This is a genomic window from Armatimonadota bacterium (genome assembly GCA_039679645.1).
Classification (GTDB): Bacteria; Armatimonadota; UBA5829; order UBA5829; family UBA5829; genus UBA5829.
This window is the reverse complement of record JBDKUO010000009.1, coordinates 121,083-137,496: the sequence shown is the minus strand read 5'-3', so window position 1 is coordinate 137,496 and position 16,414 is coordinate 121,083. Positions and strand designations below refer to the sequence as shown.

Sequence of the window (16,414 nt, the reverse complement as noted above, 5' to 3'; positions counted from 1 at the left end):
GGGGTCTGTTTTGACCCCACGCTTTTTTTGAATATACGTTAAATTGCTTTTGGCGGCCTGTCTGGACTGACCTAAACTGCCGATATTATATATAAGTCGGTTTTCGCAATATCGCAACGGGAGGAAATATACTCGCAATGAGACTATTAAGGGTTTTTCTGCCCATGGCAGGCGGCAATCTCCGAACCGCCTCCCTCAAAGTGCTTTTATTTGCAACGCTTGCAGTCGCGCTGCCTTCTATTGCCTTTGCAGCGCCTCAAGTCACGTTCAACCCCGCCAGCTTAGTGGTTACGGCGGGTGAGGCTGCCGAGACGCCGCCGATTGTTATTCAAAACGCCACCGGTGTTACTTCAGTGGTGCTGCACATTACAGTTCCATCCGATGTCACACTCGATACGACATCTTCAGGAAGCGGTATAGCATGCGTCACACAAGGTTCGAGCGTTGGTGGGCTGTTTTTTGCCGAATGGAATTCGTCGACTCGCACAATTTCAATTACATGCACAGTGGGCGGCGCGGAGACACTGGAGATAGTCAAGTCGATTGCGTTTACCGCTCCATCGAGTGTGACTGCTGAAGAGTTCGGTTTGAGCGGCAGTGTCACAGGGGTGTCGGAGATACCGACATTCACTCCGCTCACCATTTTACCGGTGCATATGGTGTCATTTACCAGCGGACCGTCCGTGAGTGATACGACTATTGACTCCGCCGGATCGACCACATGCTCCGCGATCGCGGTGGATTCACGCGGGCACAGCGTGTCTTATGTGTGGTCCGACGGCGGCAAGGGCGGTTCATTTTCACCGAGCGCCGCCAGTCAAAACCCGACCTATACTGCTCCTTCCAACAGCACTGGGTCCAATATGAGCGTGACTCTCACGTGCACGGCATCTTGTTCGCAGGACACGTCGGTCTCCGGCAGCGGCCAGGTGGTCGTCACAGTGTCTGCAAAGCTTATGGGCGATGTCGATAAGGACGGTGATGTGGACAAGGCTGACGCCGATCTCGTCCTCCAATACCTCTTTGGAGATATCGCCAAGACAGCCGAGATGGACGCGAATGCGGATAGTTCGGTCACCATTGCCGATGCACAATGGATTCTCGCGCACCAGCAGTCGGGAAGCTAGGGAGGGATACGATGAAATCAGCAACATTATTATCAATAATTCTTGCCCTGGCGGCAATATTGTCCGGATGCGGCGGTGGCGGCGGCGGCAGCAGCACTCCCGCGCCGCCGACTACTCTCGGTCTGACGGTTACAGAGCCTGCTCTTACCGGCAAGACCGGGCAGACCGTCAGCGCGCCGGTGACAGTCAGCGGCGCGGGAACGGTAAAGACGGCGAGCTTTGATCTGCACTTTGGCAGCGGCATATTCGAGCCTGTTTCGGGTGTCACTGTCGGCGGCAGTTCCGTGGCAGTAACCGGCACATCCGGCACGGTAGCGGCTCGCTACAAATGGATTGACTCTCAGACCGTGAGGGTACTGTATGCCTCATCTGCCGGCGCGGCTTCCGGCAGCCTTTTAGTAAACGTTCCCTTGAAGGTGAAAGCCGAGACCGCAAGCGCGCTTGCAGTGCAAAACGCTTTGGTCAACAAGTAAAGCCTTGTGCTTTTGGTGAAATTCTGGTAATATAACATCAGTAAGCAAGAGCAACTTCGGGCGGCCGAGTGCAGCTAAGTGCGTGCCTCGGCCGCTTTTGTCGCGTTTGGTTAGGGGTCAATGAACACACTGGAAAAGACAATGCAAGTCCGCGAGAACATACGCAATATAGCAATCATAGCGCACGTCGATCACGGCAAGACCACCCTTGTGGATGAGCTTCTAAAGCAGAGCGGGATCTTTCGCTCTAATCAGGTCGTGGCCGAACGGGTCATGGACTCCAACGACCTCGAACGCGAGAAGGGTATCACGATCCTTTCGAAAGTCACCGCGGTCCATTATAACGGCGTCAAGATCAATATAGTCGATACACCGGGCCACAGCGACTTCGGCGGTGAGGTCGAGAGAATCCTGCGCTCGGTCGACGGTGTGCTGCTGCTGGTGGATGCATGCGAAGGCCCTATGCCTCAGACCCGGTTCGTGCTCAAGAAGGCTCTGGAGCAAAAGCTCAAGCCGATTGTTGTCATTAACAAGATCGACCGGCCCGGCGCGCGCCCTTTCGAGGTTGTCGACGAGGTTCTGGACCTGTTTATCGACCTCGGCTGCCATGAGAGCCAGCTCGATTTTCCATATCTGTTCGCCTCGGGTGTCGAGGGCTACGCCGTGCTCGACCCGTCCAACGATCCCAAAGATATTGACCCGCTCTTTCATATGATACTGGAGCATGTCCCACCGCCTGTAGTCGAGCCGAATGAACCATTCCAGCTTCAAGTGACTAACCTGGACTACGACGATCACCTTGGCCGTATGTTCGGCGGGAAGATATTGCGAGGAAAGGTGCATCGTGGCGAGACGGTTGCCATCATCAAACGCGACGGCACAGTAGACAAGTTTCAAGTCACACGCATGTTTATCTATGAGGGTCTCAAGCGCTGGGATGTGGATGAGGTCTCGGCGGGCGAGATAGTGCTCCTTTCGGGATACCCCGAGGTGGCTATTGGCGAGACAATAGCCGACGCCGAGTGCCCCGAGCCGCTGGAGCTTATACATATTGATGAGCCGACGGTCTCGATGGAGTTTATTGTAAATAACGGTCCCTGGTCAGGCCGCAGCGGCAAGCTGGTCACCATGCGCAATATTTCGAACCGGCTGGAGCGCGAGATCAAAGTCAACATCAGCCTGCGGGTCGAGGAGACCGACCGTCCCGACGCGCTCATAGTATCAGGACGCGGCGAGCTTCAACTTGCGATCCTGCTCGAGACCATGCGCCGCGAGGGCTACGAAGTATGTGTCAGCAAGCCTCGCGCAATCACAAAGAAGGTTAAAGGTGTCCTCTGTGAGCCGATTGAAGAGGTCACGATAGATATTCACGACGACTTCGTCGGCACAATCATAGAGGAGCTTGCAAAGCGCAAGGGCGAGATGGTCTCCATGGACAAGGACGAGTCGGGCATGAACCGCCTCGTGTTCGATGTCCCCACTCGCGGCCTGATCGGCTTCAGAACGGACTTTTTGACATGGACCAAGGGCCTGGGTATAATGTCGCGCCTGTTTAAGGAATATGGGCCATATTGCGGCGAGATCGAAAGCCGCAGCAGGGGGAGCCTGATATCCAAGGAAACGGGCCGCGCCACCGCATATTCAATAGCGCCTCTGCAGGACCGCTCGACTCTGTTCGTCTCGCCGGGCGATGAGGTCTACGAGGGCCAGGTCGTCGGGGAGAACTCCCGCGCGGACGATATGGTCGTCAACGTTACCAAGGCCAAGCACGCAAGCAACATGCGCTCATCGACAGAAGACGCCACAGTGCTGATAAGTCCTGCGCGCAAATTTATGCTCGAACAGGCTCTCTCGTGGATAGGTGATGACGAGCTGCTGGAAGTGACGCCCGATGATATGAGGTTCCGCAAGCGTATTCTCGGCAATCTGGACAGGACCCTGGCCGCGCGAAAAAATAGATAAGTCTTTGCCGGCAGAGTTTCGAGTTCCCGAAGGGTTTGTTGCCGCGAATTTATTCGCCGGGTCTCTTTACGCAGGAATTTACCCCATCTCGTGTTAAGACGCATTATATGGCGGATTGGGAAAGCATAATATCCGAGATCGTATCATCGACGGGCGTTGCAATGGTAGTCGGCGGAGTCGATGTCGGCAAGACGAGTTTCTGTCTGCGGCTGTGCAAAGCGGCGTATGAAGCGTCAGTGGCGACGGCCGTGGTCGATGCCGACGTAGGCCAGTCAGAAATCGGCGCGCCCGGCACCATAGGTATGGCCCTGGTCGACAGGAACATAAAATCACTTTCGGACCTGCGGGCAAAGAGGCTTTATTTTGTCGGCAGCACAAGCCCCGTGGGTCATATGCTCGAAAGCGTGGTCGGCACAAAGAAAATGGTCGAGGCGGCGATAGAGCAGGGTGCCAAGCTCGTCATAGTCGACACGACAGGTCTGGTTGACGGTCCGCTCGGTCGTAAACTAAAGACCTACAAGACCGACCTTGTCCGCCCGGATTATCTTATCGGTATCGAAAAGCGCCATGAGATCGATCACCTGCTGATCCCGTTTACGAAAATCGGCTCGATTAAAGTGCGCAGGCTTGCTTCATCCGAACAGGCCAGGCGCAAACCCACTGAGTTTCGCACGGCTCGCCGCCAGTTGAGTTTCTATAAGCAATTTCACGATGCACCCGGCCATATCATACGTATGGATGAGATTTGCTTATGGAACACGTCTCTTGCGACGGGCAGGCCGGTTAAGTGGCAGTATATCAAGTCCGCCGAGCAGTCTCTCAAGTGCCGGATTTTACATGCCGAGGTTACGGATAGAGGGATTTTTATAATATCCGAGAGGCAGTATCGAGCCGGCGGTCGCAGAGCGATAGAAGATCTCTTCAAGACCAGCAGTATTACTGTCGCGACAGGTGAGTCGTTCCAGAACCTGCTTGTAGGCCTGGCCGATGAGAACGCAAATACGCTCGGTGTCGGGCTGATCCAGTCAATCGACTTCAAGCAGCGGCTTATATTTGTTCTCTCGCCGCTCAAGAGCATCTCGCCGGTCAAAGTTGTTCAGATGGGTTCTATGCGTGTAAGTCGTGACGGCAGAGAGCTTGGGATATTAAAACAGGGAGAGATATGATAACTCTATATCTGGTCAGGCACGGCGAGACTGTGCACAATCTGGAGGGGCGTATCCAAGGTCATGCCGATTCGCCGCTTACTCCACTCGGCATAAAACAGGCTCAAGCCGCTGCTGCTCGATTAGCCTCCGAGAAGTTCGATGCTATATACTCCAGCGATCTTGGCCGCGCTCTTGCCACTGCCGAGATCATCTCTGCGCCGCATAACCTGCCCGTTCAGGCCACGGACCTGATCCGTGAGGCATATTTCGGCAAAGTACAGGGCCTTACTCAAAGCGAGTTTGAGGAAAAGTATCCCGAAGATTACCGCAAATGGCGTGAGCATCCCGCTCAGAATCGTCCGCCCGGATCTGAAACCCTGGAGAGTATGATATCCCGCTGCGGCAAGTTTCTGCAAATGATACCGGAAAAACATAGGGATGGTGAGCGTCTGCTCGTGGTCGTGCATGGCGGATCACTTCGCGGCCTTATATGCGCCGCATGCGGCCAGGGCCCTGCGTTTTTCCGATGTATGGCCATGTCCAATGCCGGCATTTCCATCCTCGAACTGAGTGATCGCCCTGCTCTGCGGCTTCTTAATGACACTTGTCACCTTCACAAAGTCCGAATCACGGAGGAAGATGCCGATAACTCCTGAAGCAATATGCATACCTGTATGACAAGCTGGAACCTACAGGTCTGTTTGGTCGTCCTAAAATGGGCAAATGGAGGTGTCGGCGCAAGGTTGCCGACCGGAACTTCATGTGAACCCAAATAGGAGCCTCAACGTATTGACAACGGCATCGCCGCTGCGATATATTGAGTCTAGTTAATCTGGCTGAAGTGAAGCCTGTAATATTTGTCGGCTGCATTGAGCCGGCTTGAAGGAAAGACATGCCATCTCCTCACTATATTTGGTGAGGTTATTTATTCTGGGATGGCGACAAAGGAGAATTAAGATACTATGGGAACGTGCCGCAGCAGTAAGTCGCGCTTCTTCTTCACATTTACTCTTCTTATCAGCGCTCTTTTGATAATTGCCGCAAGCGGCTTGTGGGCACAGGTTAGTGTCAGTATTACTGTGCCTCACACCAAGGTAGTAGGTCAGCCGGGTGTGGACACTCCTGTAGATTTTGTATTACATATTACCACCACGGGAACAGGGACTGTGAGTATAGGTAATCCTAAATCGATTGTTCTCTCTTGCAGCCCGGATGCTGATATATACACTACTCCGTTTCCTTTAGATGACACATGCCCGAGTGGAAATGAAAATCTCGCATATTCCGAAGTTAATGGAGATGGTGATATTGTTTTTCACGTATTTCCTGCCAAAGATTGCAAGCTTCAGCTCAATATAGCCGCAGGCGCATTTACAACAACTGATGATCCGCCCCTGACTAATGATAAAGCAGCGTCAAGTCCTGTTGTGACTTACGTAGATGCGCCGCGCACGCTAATTAAACCAATATCGACTGATCCGACAAACGATCCCACTGTCTTTTTTCATGTCCAGTTCAGTAAACCGGTACATGGATTAACCAATACCGATGTCACGTTTGAACCGGTAGGTAATCCTGGAGCCGCCGGCGGCACCAAGATGGCAGTTTTCACGGAGGATGCAGGATATTCCGGAGATGTATTTACCGCCGGAGTAAGTGGGATGACTTATCCCGGCCGTGTCCAGATGATTCTGCCTCAGGAAAGTGCCGTCTCGGATGATGAAAATGTAGGAAACTGGACAGCGAACGCGTCTTCTTGCACGGTCGACTCCGTTGTGTTTGATAACGTCGCGCCGGTTTCCTTGGCTGTAACACGGCCTAGTGCAGGCGACGGCAAGGTGGATGTGTCCACTTATGCGGCTACTTACACCACCCCTCGCCCTATTCTGGACATCGCTGGTACCGCTGATGATGACAGCAACGGTGTCGGAATCAACAGCGTTACTTGGTCAAATGATCGGGGCGGCAGCGGCACTTGCAGCGGCACAACTTCCTGGGTGCATAATGGCATTTATCTTGAACCCGGCACAAATGTAATAACCATTACTGCGTATGATACGCCGGGCAACTCAACGCGCTATACACTCACTGTCAATTGCACCAACAAATATTGGAACGGAGTGATCGATAATGGCAACTCTTATAACCCGGTGGCAGCACAGGGAGTGTCAAGTTCTCTTAAGCTAGACCCAGTCAGCGGCTATCCAAAGGTCAGCTATTGTGACAGCACAAACGGTGACCTCAAGTATGCGGAATGGGACGGCAGCAACTGGCAGGTGCAGACTCTGGACGGTAGTGCTTCAAATGTGGGCGCTTATACGTCACTCGCGCTTGATGCAGACGGCAACCCGCGCATAGCTTATTATGATGTCACCAACACCGATCTCAAGTATGCTTACTTAAAAGATGGTGCGTGGAAATACAGCATAGTTGATGGAACATCCGGTGCCGATGATAATGTGGGCATGTATTGTTCTCTTGCCCTGGATGTCAGTGGCAGGCCTCGCATAGCATACTACGATGTAACTAATGGCGACCTTCTATATGCTCAAGGCAGCGATGCGGACAATCCGGCATGGACTATCATTCCGGTGTATACAGCCGGGTTTGTGGGCAAATATTGTTCACTGGCTCTTTACGCAGACAAACCGCGCATCAGCTTTTATGATGTGACTCAATCAGCGTTGATGTATGCGGAAGGCAGCTTGGCTATAAATCCTTCATTTACCTGCTCTACAGTAGAGAGCGCAAACGATGTGGGCCAATACAGCTCTCTGGCTCTGGATACCAGCGGCAGGCCGCGGATTGCCTATTACGACAACACAAACAAAGACTTAAGATATGCCGAAGGCAGCGCCGCCGTCAGCCCGGCTTGGACAACAGGAGCAGTGGATAGTACGGCTGATTCTGTAGGTATGTATTGCTCACTTGCCCTGGATTCCAAAGACAAGCCGAGCATAGCTTACTATGATACTACGGGCGGTAACCTCAAGTTAGCCGAGGGCAACAACAGTGTGAGTCCGGCATGGGCTGTTTCTATATTGGATGATGGGCAGGCGGAAGCGTCAGTCAATTCCAATGATGTCGGCAAGTACGCGTCTCTTAAATTTGACAAGCATGACAATCCTCACTTGACCTATCAGGATGTTACGAATAACTCCCTTAAATACAGATATCGCATTGGAAACAGCACATCCGGCTATCAGCCGAGTTGCACAGTGACCGCTCCGGCCAGCCCGGCGATTTCGACGCCATTGATCTTTACTGTCGCATTCTCTGAAGCTGTAGATGATTTTGCTGCATCTGATATAAGTATCAGCAACGGTTTTGTTTCTTCTCTTGTTGAGACAACGCCCAACATGGTCTATCGCGTTGAGGTTTTTCCTTATGTTAGTGGCGCGGTAAGCTGCTACGTTCCTGGTGATGCGGCAACTTCCATGTCCAGCGACTTGGGCAATCTCCCATCTGATACGGAAAGTGTGCTGTTTTTTGAGGACGCTCCCCGTGTTGATGTAAGTCACGGTATTGGGCAATTGGACCCGACATCGCAGTTGCCTGTCCACTTTACGATAGTGTTCAGTGAGCCGGTAAATGGTCTTACCGGCGATGATATAGTCATCGGCGGGACTGCGGGCGTCACTAAGTCTACACTTGCCGGCGGCGGCTCGTATTATGACCTGGCGATCAATGCTGTGTCAGGCAAGGGCAGCATTACTGTTACTGTCCCTGCAAATGTGGCTACAAGCGCCTCGGGTATTGCAAACTCCGCATCATCCACCGATTCAATATGGTATGATGCGGTAGCGCCTACCTGTACCATAAGTCGAGCGTCTACCCAGAACTATACGACATCAAGCGCGATAATCAACTTTACGGCATCATTTTCAGAGCCGGTCGTTGGTTTTGCTGGTTCCTATACGGCGGTCGATATAGCGAGCGCCCTTACAATATCAGGCAACGCTACTTTTTCGTCTCCGCAGGCTGTCATTACTCCCATCGGCACGGCTGATTCATATCATCATTACAGTAAATACAATGTGGCTGTCAGGGGTATGAATGGCAGCGGCATTGTAAGGGTTTCCATTCCAGCCGGAGCCGCCCGGGATTGTGATCCATCAGGTAATGGTATCAATTCCAATACTGCATCTACATCTATGGACGCGGAGAACACCGTTCAGTATAATTATACGGGTGAAACTGAACTTACGGTGCTTGTGAATCAATCGAATGATCAAATTGACCCTACTGAGGATGATACAATTCATTTTACCGCTGAATTTTCGGCGGCTGTGACCGGTTTTTCGGATACCGGAGTTGTGCTGGACGGAACGGCTTCTGCAACGACTGCCAAGGTCACGCCGACGACGGATGACGGGACGACCTATGATATTGCCGTAAGTGGGATGACCAAATCCGGCACTGTCAAAGTCACCATACCTGCTGGTGTCGCGCAAGATATAAAAAACGGCAACGGCAATATGGCATCAGACAGCTCGGACAATACTGTCCAGTACTATCAGCCTCTGACCGTTATTGTCACGCCTTCCCAGACTGATCCATTTACTACACTGCCGGTAACCTTTAGTGCAGTATTCAGCAAAGCAGTGTCTCCAACAGACTTCGCTTCTGCTGATGTTGAGGTTAGTGGGACTGCTTTTGAGGACGGCACCACTCCTACGGTGACGGTGGCCAATGCCGATGCGACATACAAGGTTTACACAATCTCTGTAAGTAATATACACAAGTCCGGTTCTGTGACAGTCAGAATTCCTGCTGATGTTGTTACTGTAGATGGTTTCGGCAACTCTGCCTCCGATCCCGAATCACCAGCAACTGCTCAATATAATGCTCCCGCTCCGACCGTCAATGTGAGCCGGGCTGCAGGTCAAGCCAAAATAACCAACAGCCCTATTATCCACTTTACAGCAGTGTTTAGTGAAGCGGTAACCGATTTCACCAGTGGCGGCGTTACGTTATCCGGAGCCGGCGCGGACACAGTAGTCGTCAACGGCATCGGGACCACCTATGACATCGCCGTCAGTGGGATGAAACAGTTTGGCGTTGTTGAGGTAAATGTAAATGCAGGCGCTGCGCACAATTCTGTCAACATAGGCAATGAGGCATCAACAGGCACCGATAATGAAGTCACATATGATAATGTAAATCCGAGTGTTGTTGTTGCGCGTGCTTCCACTCAATTAACCAAAGTATATGATGCGGCTGCAATAAACTTCACCGTAACATTCAGCGAAGCTGTGACAGGTTTTGACGACAGTTCGGATGTTGTGATAAGCGGCACCGCAGGCGCGACGAATGCGACGATTTCCGGTAGTGGGGCGGTATACAACGTTGCCGTAAGCGGCATGACGACGGACGGCACCGTTACGATGAGTGTTCCTGCCAATAAAGTGACCGACTATGCGGGTAACGGCAATACGGCATCTACGACTGATTCTCTATATGCTCCATTAATAACTTACTACAACACTCCAATTGTGACTATAAACCAGGCAGCTTCTCAGGTCGTCGATCCTGCGCAATCCTGCCCTATATATTTCACTGCAGTGTTCAGCGAGCCTGTAACCGATTTTGATGACATTGCAGATATCTACTTTACAAAATCCGATCCAAAAACTCTGACTGGAACTCCTCTTCCCACAATCTCAGAGGTTGCTCCGAGTAACGATATAGGTAAGTATAGCTGCTTGACTCTCGATTCATCCGGTAATCCGCACTTGAGTTACTTTGATTCGACGGCCGGTGTGCTTAAGTATGCGGCAGGAGACTTCGCTAACCCTCGGTGGACGACAAGCACTGCCGATGCACAGGCCTTTGGAGTAAAAGATACCTCGCTTGCTATCAACGGAGCAGGCAATCCGAGAATAAGTTACTACGACTTCTTAAATGGCGATCTGAAATATGCCGCTTGGGACGGCTCAAGATGGCGCAGCCAGACAGTTGATGAAACCGGCGACGTCGGTATGTATACATCACTAAAGCTTAATGCCGCGGGTGTTCCATTTATCAGCTACTATGATAACGAAAACAGTAAGCTGAAGTACGCTTATTATAATAATGGCAGTTGGAATTGTACTACCGTGGTTGGTGTTAATTCCAGTGCAAGCGACAAAGTAGGAAAGTATAGCTCTCTGGCTTTTGATACGAGTGGCAGGCCGCGTATAGCCTATTATGATGAGAAAAATGGCGACATTCTTTACGCTGAGGGCAGCGCCGCTCAAAATCCCACCTGGACTATCCAAGCAGTCGATTCGACTGATGATGTTGGTCAATATGTCTCTCTTGCTCTCGATTCGGCAGGGAAACCGCGGATCAGCTATTATGATGTGACCAATGGCAATCTTAAATATGCTGAGGGTGATGCTCCAACCGGACCCAAGTTTACGGTAGTGGCTGTAGATAACTCCGCGAATAATGTTGGTCTGTTCAGCTCTTTGAAACTGGACTCCGGCGGTCTTCCGCGGATTGCCTATTATGACGCGACCGGCAAGATATTGAAATATGCGCAGGGTGATGCAGCCGCGTTACCAATAAATTGGAGCATAAAAACTGCCGATGATGGAACTCCGGCTGATGCTGATCATCGTAATGTAGGTCAGTATTGTTCTCTTGTATTGGATTCATCGGATGTTCCATGCATTAGTTACTATGATGCTATCAACGGCAACTTGAAATATGCAATTGGTGACGGTGCGGTAGCAACATCGTTTACAGACACTGCAATGACGGATGGAACGACATACGAGATTGCTGTGAACGATGTCATCGGTGTAGGAACAATCACGGCGGTGGTTCCGGCTGATGTTGCGACTGATGCTGCGGGAATCAAGAACAGCGCGTCCACGAGCACTGACAATCAGATATCACTGGACAATCAGCCGCCGACTGTAACAATCAGCCTTGCTGATGGCCAAGTGAGCCCGACTAATGGCAGCCCTGTCAACTTTATTGTGGAGTTCAGCGAGACAATACAAGGACTGGATGCAGAAGGAAAACACAGGGACTTTGGCGCCGGTGACGTGACTGTTACTGGCAGCGGTACGGCTGGTGTAACGATAGAAAAGACTGTGGTACCAATCGTACCCGGCAAAAAATACAATGTAGCCGTAAGCAGCATGACGGATGGAACGGTTACGCTTCAAGTTGAAGCCGGAAAGGTTTTTGATACTGCGGGCAATGCGAATGCGGCGTCCACCACCAAAGAGGCCGGTGTAACGGACACTGTTCTTTTCGACAGGACATCGCCGGTTGCGACTATAAAATTAGCGGATGGGCAGGTTGATCCTACGACTGATCCGCAGGTCAACTTCTTGGTGACTCTCTCGGAAGCAGTGAAGATCTTCACGAAAGATAATATTGATATTTCTCAGAGCACTGTCGGCGGCAACCTAAGTATTGAGGTCAATCCGATAGATTCTCTCACATACACAGTCACAGTCGATGGCGCTTCTCATTCAGGCAGTGTAATTGTCAATATACCTGTGGGATCGATTCAGGATGCTGCGGGCAACTACAATGTTAACTTGGAAGATGGATCGAATATTGTAGACAATGAAGTTGTCTATGACGATCAAAGCAATCCGACTGTTACGATAACTAGGGCGACCGGCCAGGCGCTCATAGCTAAAAACCAACCGATAAAATTCAAGGTCGTGTTCAGCGAACCCGTTACCGGTTTTGGTGACAGCTCTTCTGATGTGGATACATCTTCCAGCACAGCAGGCGGGGCCAAAACAGTTGCGGTATCCGGCAGTGGCACGACTTACGAAGTAACCGTATCAGACATAACGTCGTCAGGGACTGTTCAGATAGATATTCCAGCGGCGGCTGCCGTCGACCTTAGTGGTGTAAACTACAATGAGGCGTCTGACGGTGGCGACAATGTCGTAACATACGATATAACTGCACCGACAGTTCAAATGGAGCCTGCCGGCGATAATCCCACAAATGAAAGTCCGGTCCACTTTACGGTCACATTCTCTAAGCCGGTGACCGGCTTTACTTCATCCGACGTATCTGCAGATGGTACGGCAGGTGCGACAACTGCAGTCGTGACGCCTGATGGGGGTTCAGTCGGCCAGATCTTTGATGTTGCTGTATCTGGGATGACTTCTTCCGGATTCGTGTCTATTTCGATTCCGGCCGGCGCTGCCAATGATGTGGCGGGTAATCCAAATACCGCGGGTGTTCTACTTGATCAGATATCGTATACTTGGCCCGGTCCGTCAGTTACAATCACTAAGGATAATGACCTGACAAATAAGTCACCTGTCAACTTCAAGGTTGTTTTCAGCAGTGCAGTTACTGGTTTTGAAGACAGCGATGTGGATTTGAGTGGATTGGCCAATCCGACAACTGCGGACGTGTCAGGAACCGGTGCTGTTTACACAGTTGCGGTAAGCGGTATGGGCAGTTCCGGTGATGTGACGATATCGATCCCAAGAAATGCCGTAATTGACTTGGAAGGCAATGGCAATACAGCATCCGACGAATGCACGGTAGACTATGACATGGACGTTCCGACCGTCACTTTAAGCAGAGCTGCCGGCCAGGAAGACACCACAAGGACGCTGCCTATCTGCTTCACTGCTGTCTTCAGCGAGCCTGTTTCCGGCTTTGACAAATCTGATATGAAGATAAAAAGTACAGCGAGCGGCACTACGAGCGTCACATTGTTAGAGGCTGAGCCTTTTGACAGGACCACATATAACATTACAGTGAGCGGACTAACATCCGCTGGTACTTTGACAGCGCAGATTCCGGCGTCTGTAGCCAGCGATGATGCAGGTAATCTTAATACGGTTTCATCGGCTGTGATGGTTACATATACCTGGAAGCCTTTAACTGCAACGATAGGTCTCGATAAAGACCAGGCAGATACGACAAACACTTCTCCGATTAATCTGAAGGTTGTATTCAGTGAGGATGTAAACGACTTTGCTACAGGTGATGTAACACTCGCAGGCACGGCAGGCGCTACAAGTGCAGTCGTAGCAAAAGGCGCAGACAACAAGACATATTCGGTTGCCGTAAGCGGAATGAGCAAGACCGGAACAGTGATTGCCTCCATTGATGAGGCGGTTGTGCACAACGGATATGGCGACGCAAACAGCGCGTCGGATCCGATCACCGTTAATTACGACAACGTAGCACCCAAGATAACAATCACTTCGCCTACAACCGATAGTGAATGCACAAAAAATTGCAATACGGTGACGATATCGGGGACTGCGTCTGACGACAAAGGAATTGTGAGTGTGAAATGGTCGAAATCATCAGGTAGCTCCGGGGAGTGCAGCGGAGTTTCACCATGGAGCACTTGGAGCACTGGTGACATCACTATTCCCGATGATGGCGACGACAGTTACAGTGACACAATAACAGTTACTGCGATTGATACGGCGGGAAATAAGGGTACCGATACGCTCAAGGTCAACGTGCTTGAAAGAACGCCTGGTGATGCGTGGACAAGCGTGGCTATGGTGTCTCTGCCGATCATACCGGATGAGACCGATCCTAAGGCTGCAATTGATTTCTACACAAATTGTTGGGCGATGTATGATACACAATCTAATGCTTATGTCATGTATCCTGATGATCTAACTTGGTTTGACCCGGCGGATCAAACACCCGGGCGTGGGTTCTGGGTACGCTTCGGCAGTACGCATTTGACGCCAACGGGGATTATACCATCGCAGAAAAACCCTGCGACAATTCATCTGTATGCGGGTTGGAACATGATCGGCAATCCGTTTGTGAAGGATGTTACCTGGGATTCTGATGCCATAAAGGTTAATTATATGGGGAGCAGCGTCACCCTCAGAGAGGCGGATAGTCTCGTCTGCAATTATGCCTGGGGATGGGATCCTGATGCTGGTAGTTACTATCTGGTATATGACAAGTCCGTGCTGCCTGATGCGGTTGGAGTATTGGCGCCATGGCAGGCATTCTGGATCAAGGCTAAAGCAGAGTGTGACCTAATACTGCCTGCGCCTTAATTAGCTGGGAGATTCAAATATAATGAAGTTGATTAAAACAAATACTGCGGTGCTGGTAATTGCATGCATTGGTGTAGTATTGGTTGCCGGATGTGGTGGCGGCGGAGGCGGAACGCCTGCGCCGGATACAAGTGGTCCGAAAATAGAAAATATGAAGGCAGACACGTCATCCCTTACATTTGTAGGGGGAAACGTGACGATTATGGCTGATGTGACGGATGCTTCCTCTATTAGCTCTGTGAAGGCTGCTGTAAGCAAAGGCGGTAAACTGATATCTGAAAAGGCGATGACGCTAAGTAGCGGCAGCACTTATCAGGCTGTTGTGACCGCTCCGTCCAACATATCATCGGCTTCCCTGACCTGTACGGTTGTCATATACGCAGTAGATGCCAACAGCTTGCAGTCTCATGAACAGTTTTCGTTCAATGTGCCGGTCGCCGGAAACATCCCTCCCTCGGATCCTTTCTGAAAATGGATATAGCTTCTAAGCCGCGCGAATTAAAAAGCGCGGCTTAGTGTCACTATGTACAAATATTTCCATTAAGAAGGGTTATATATATATGGTATAGAAGCAAATTTCTAGTTGCGTTTATTCTGCCGGAGCGTGTATTATTATATAGTCAAAATAAATGCAGTGTACTATCCAGGGAGCATAGTCAATGCGGATTGAGATTCCCGAACCTGAGTCGGTAATACTGGTTCCTTCCACACCCGAACACCCGCATAATGGTGAAGCGGATATGATTCGCCTGAAGAATGGCGATTTGCTGCTGGCATACGGGCAGTGGTGTGGGAAAAACGACATGGATGCCGCCGAGATAAGATGTATCACATCATCTGATGGCGGCAAAACCTGGTGCAACGATAGTGTGCTGCTGCCGAATGAAGGCAATATCGCAACGTACTCGGTTTCTCTACTTCGCATGCAAAACGACGAGATCCTGATATCTTATGGCGTAAAGGAATCTCTTGAAGACCGCAATGTTTACTTCCGAAAATCCTCAGATGAGTGCAAAACATGGAGTCCTCGGGTCAAATTGGAGGTTCCGCCAGCCTGGTATTCCAGATATACAGGAATCAGCAACAACAGGTTGATCCAACTCGGCAGCGGACGTATTTTGGCTGCCGCATGGTCCGGATGGGCAAATGACAAAACCATAATAGGTTTCACTGCCTACTCAGATGATTATGGTAAAACTTGGCGCAAGAGTGAGGATGTGGACATCCGAACAATTGATCCGTCAAGCAGCTATGGTGCGGACAACCCGGCAGTTGTGGAGCTTAGAGACGGCAGAGTGATGATGTTCGTCAGCACCGAAATGGGTTGTCTGGCAAAGAGCTATTCAAAAGACCAGGGCAGAACCTGGACACGCCCGGTTCGTGTACGGGAGCTTGTAGCGCCGAAAGCGCCGGCCACGATTGCTCGAATTCCCGCCACCGGCGATCTACTTTTGGTCTGGAACTTCGATGAACAAAGACGCTGTCCGCTGAACTCGGCTATTTCTAAAGACGATGGAAAGAGCTGGAGCCACATTAGAGTGATAGATGACAGCAGTAACTCCACCTATGTCAGCATTACGCATGTTGACGGCAAGATTCTGTTGACATACTGGTCATATGATTCCACCGGCACCAGCCTGATCCTCAAGTCCTTCGATCACAAATGGTTCTACCAAAAGAACAAATAA

Annotated in this window: 8 protein-coding genes; all 8 read left to right on the top strand. The window is 50.9% G+C overall.

Features of this window, described 5'->3' with window-relative positions; genetic code table 11:
• Positions 1-137 precede the first annotated feature (137 nt).
• The 8 genes from ABFD83_01910 to ABFD83_01875 all read left to right on the top strand — a co-directional run bounded on the left by ABFD83_01910 (position 138) and on the right by ABFD83_01875 (position 16,414).
• Complete coding sequence (locus ABFD83_01910) at positions 138-1,127, top strand: dockerin type I domain-containing protein (GenBank protein ID MEN6355820.1); 990 nt, start codon at positions 138-140, stop codon at positions 1,125-1,127.
• Between the two features lie 11 nt (positions 1,128-1,138).
• Positions 1,139-1,600 (top strand): cohesin domain-containing protein, encoded by a 462-nt coding sequence (locus ABFD83_01905; protein ID MEN6355819.1) that lies wholly within the window; start codon positions 1,139-1,141, stop codon positions 1,598-1,600.
• A gap of 120 nt (positions 1,601-1,720) precedes the next feature.
• Positions 1,721-3,562: a translational GTPase TypA gene (gene typA / locus ABFD83_01900; GenBank protein MEN6355818.1), complete on the top strand. Its 1,842-nt coding sequence runs from the start codon at positions 1,721-1,723 to the stop codon at positions 3,560-3,562.
• A 38-nt stretch (positions 3,563-3,600) separates the two neighbouring features.
• Positions 3,601-4,728 (top strand): Clp1/GlmU family protein, encoded by a 1,128-nt coding sequence (locus ABFD83_01895; protein ID MEN6355817.1) that lies wholly within the window; start codon positions 3,601-3,603, stop codon positions 4,726-4,728.
• Positions 4,725-5,366, top strand: coding sequence for a histidine phosphatase family protein (locus ABFD83_01890; protein ID MEN6355816.1), 642 nt, complete (start codon positions 4,725-4,727; stop codon positions 5,364-5,366). The genes ABFD83_01895 and ABFD83_01890 overlap by 4 nt, the downstream gene beginning before the upstream one ends.
• A 306-nt stretch (positions 5,367-5,672) precedes the next feature.
• Entirely contained in the window at positions 5,673-14,726 is a 9,054-nt protein-coding gene (locus tag ABFD83_01885; protein ID MEN6355815.1) for a hypothetical protein, read from the top strand.
• A 22-nt stretch (positions 14,727-14,748) separates the two neighbouring features.
• Positions 14,749-15,195, top strand: coding sequence for a hypothetical protein (locus tag ABFD83_01880; GenBank protein ID MEN6355814.1), 447 nt, complete (start codon positions 14,749-14,751; stop codon positions 15,193-15,195).
• Positions 15,196-15,385: 190 nt separating this feature from the next.
• Positions 15,386-16,414: a sialidase family protein gene (locus tag ABFD83_01875; GenBank protein ID MEN6355813.1), complete on the top strand. Its 1,029-nt coding sequence runs from the start codon at positions 15,386-15,388 to the stop codon at positions 16,412-16,414.

What these genes read in the sequence shown, in the direction of transcription:
- ABFD83_01910 (MEN6355820.1), top strand. Translation starts at nt 138, where the DNA reads ATGAGACTATTAAGGGTTTTTCTGCCCATGGCAGGCGGCAATCTCCGA.
- ABFD83_01905 (MEN6355819.1), top strand. Translation starts at nt 1,139, where the DNA reads ATGAAATCAGCAACATTATTATCAATAATTCTTGCCCTGGCGGCAATA.
- typA (MEN6355818.1), top strand. Translation starts at nt 1,721, where the DNA reads ATGAACACACTGGAAAAGACAATGCAAGTCCGCGAGAACATACGCAAT.
- ABFD83_01890 (MEN6355816.1), top strand. Translation starts at nt 4,725, where the DNA reads ATGATAACTCTATATCTGGTCAGGCACGGCGAGACTGTGCACAATCTG.
- ABFD83_01885 (MEN6355815.1), top strand. Translation starts at nt 5,673, where the DNA reads ATGGGAACGTGCCGCAGCAGTAAGTCGCGCTTCTTCTTCACATTTACT.
- ABFD83_01880 (MEN6355814.1), top strand. Translation starts at nt 14,749, where the DNA reads ATGAAGTTGATTAAAACAAATACTGCGGTGCTGGTAATTGCATGCATT.
- ABFD83_01875 (MEN6355813.1), top strand. Translation starts at nt 15,386, where the DNA reads ATGCGGATTGAGATTCCCGAACCTGAGTCGGTAATACTGGTTCCTTCC.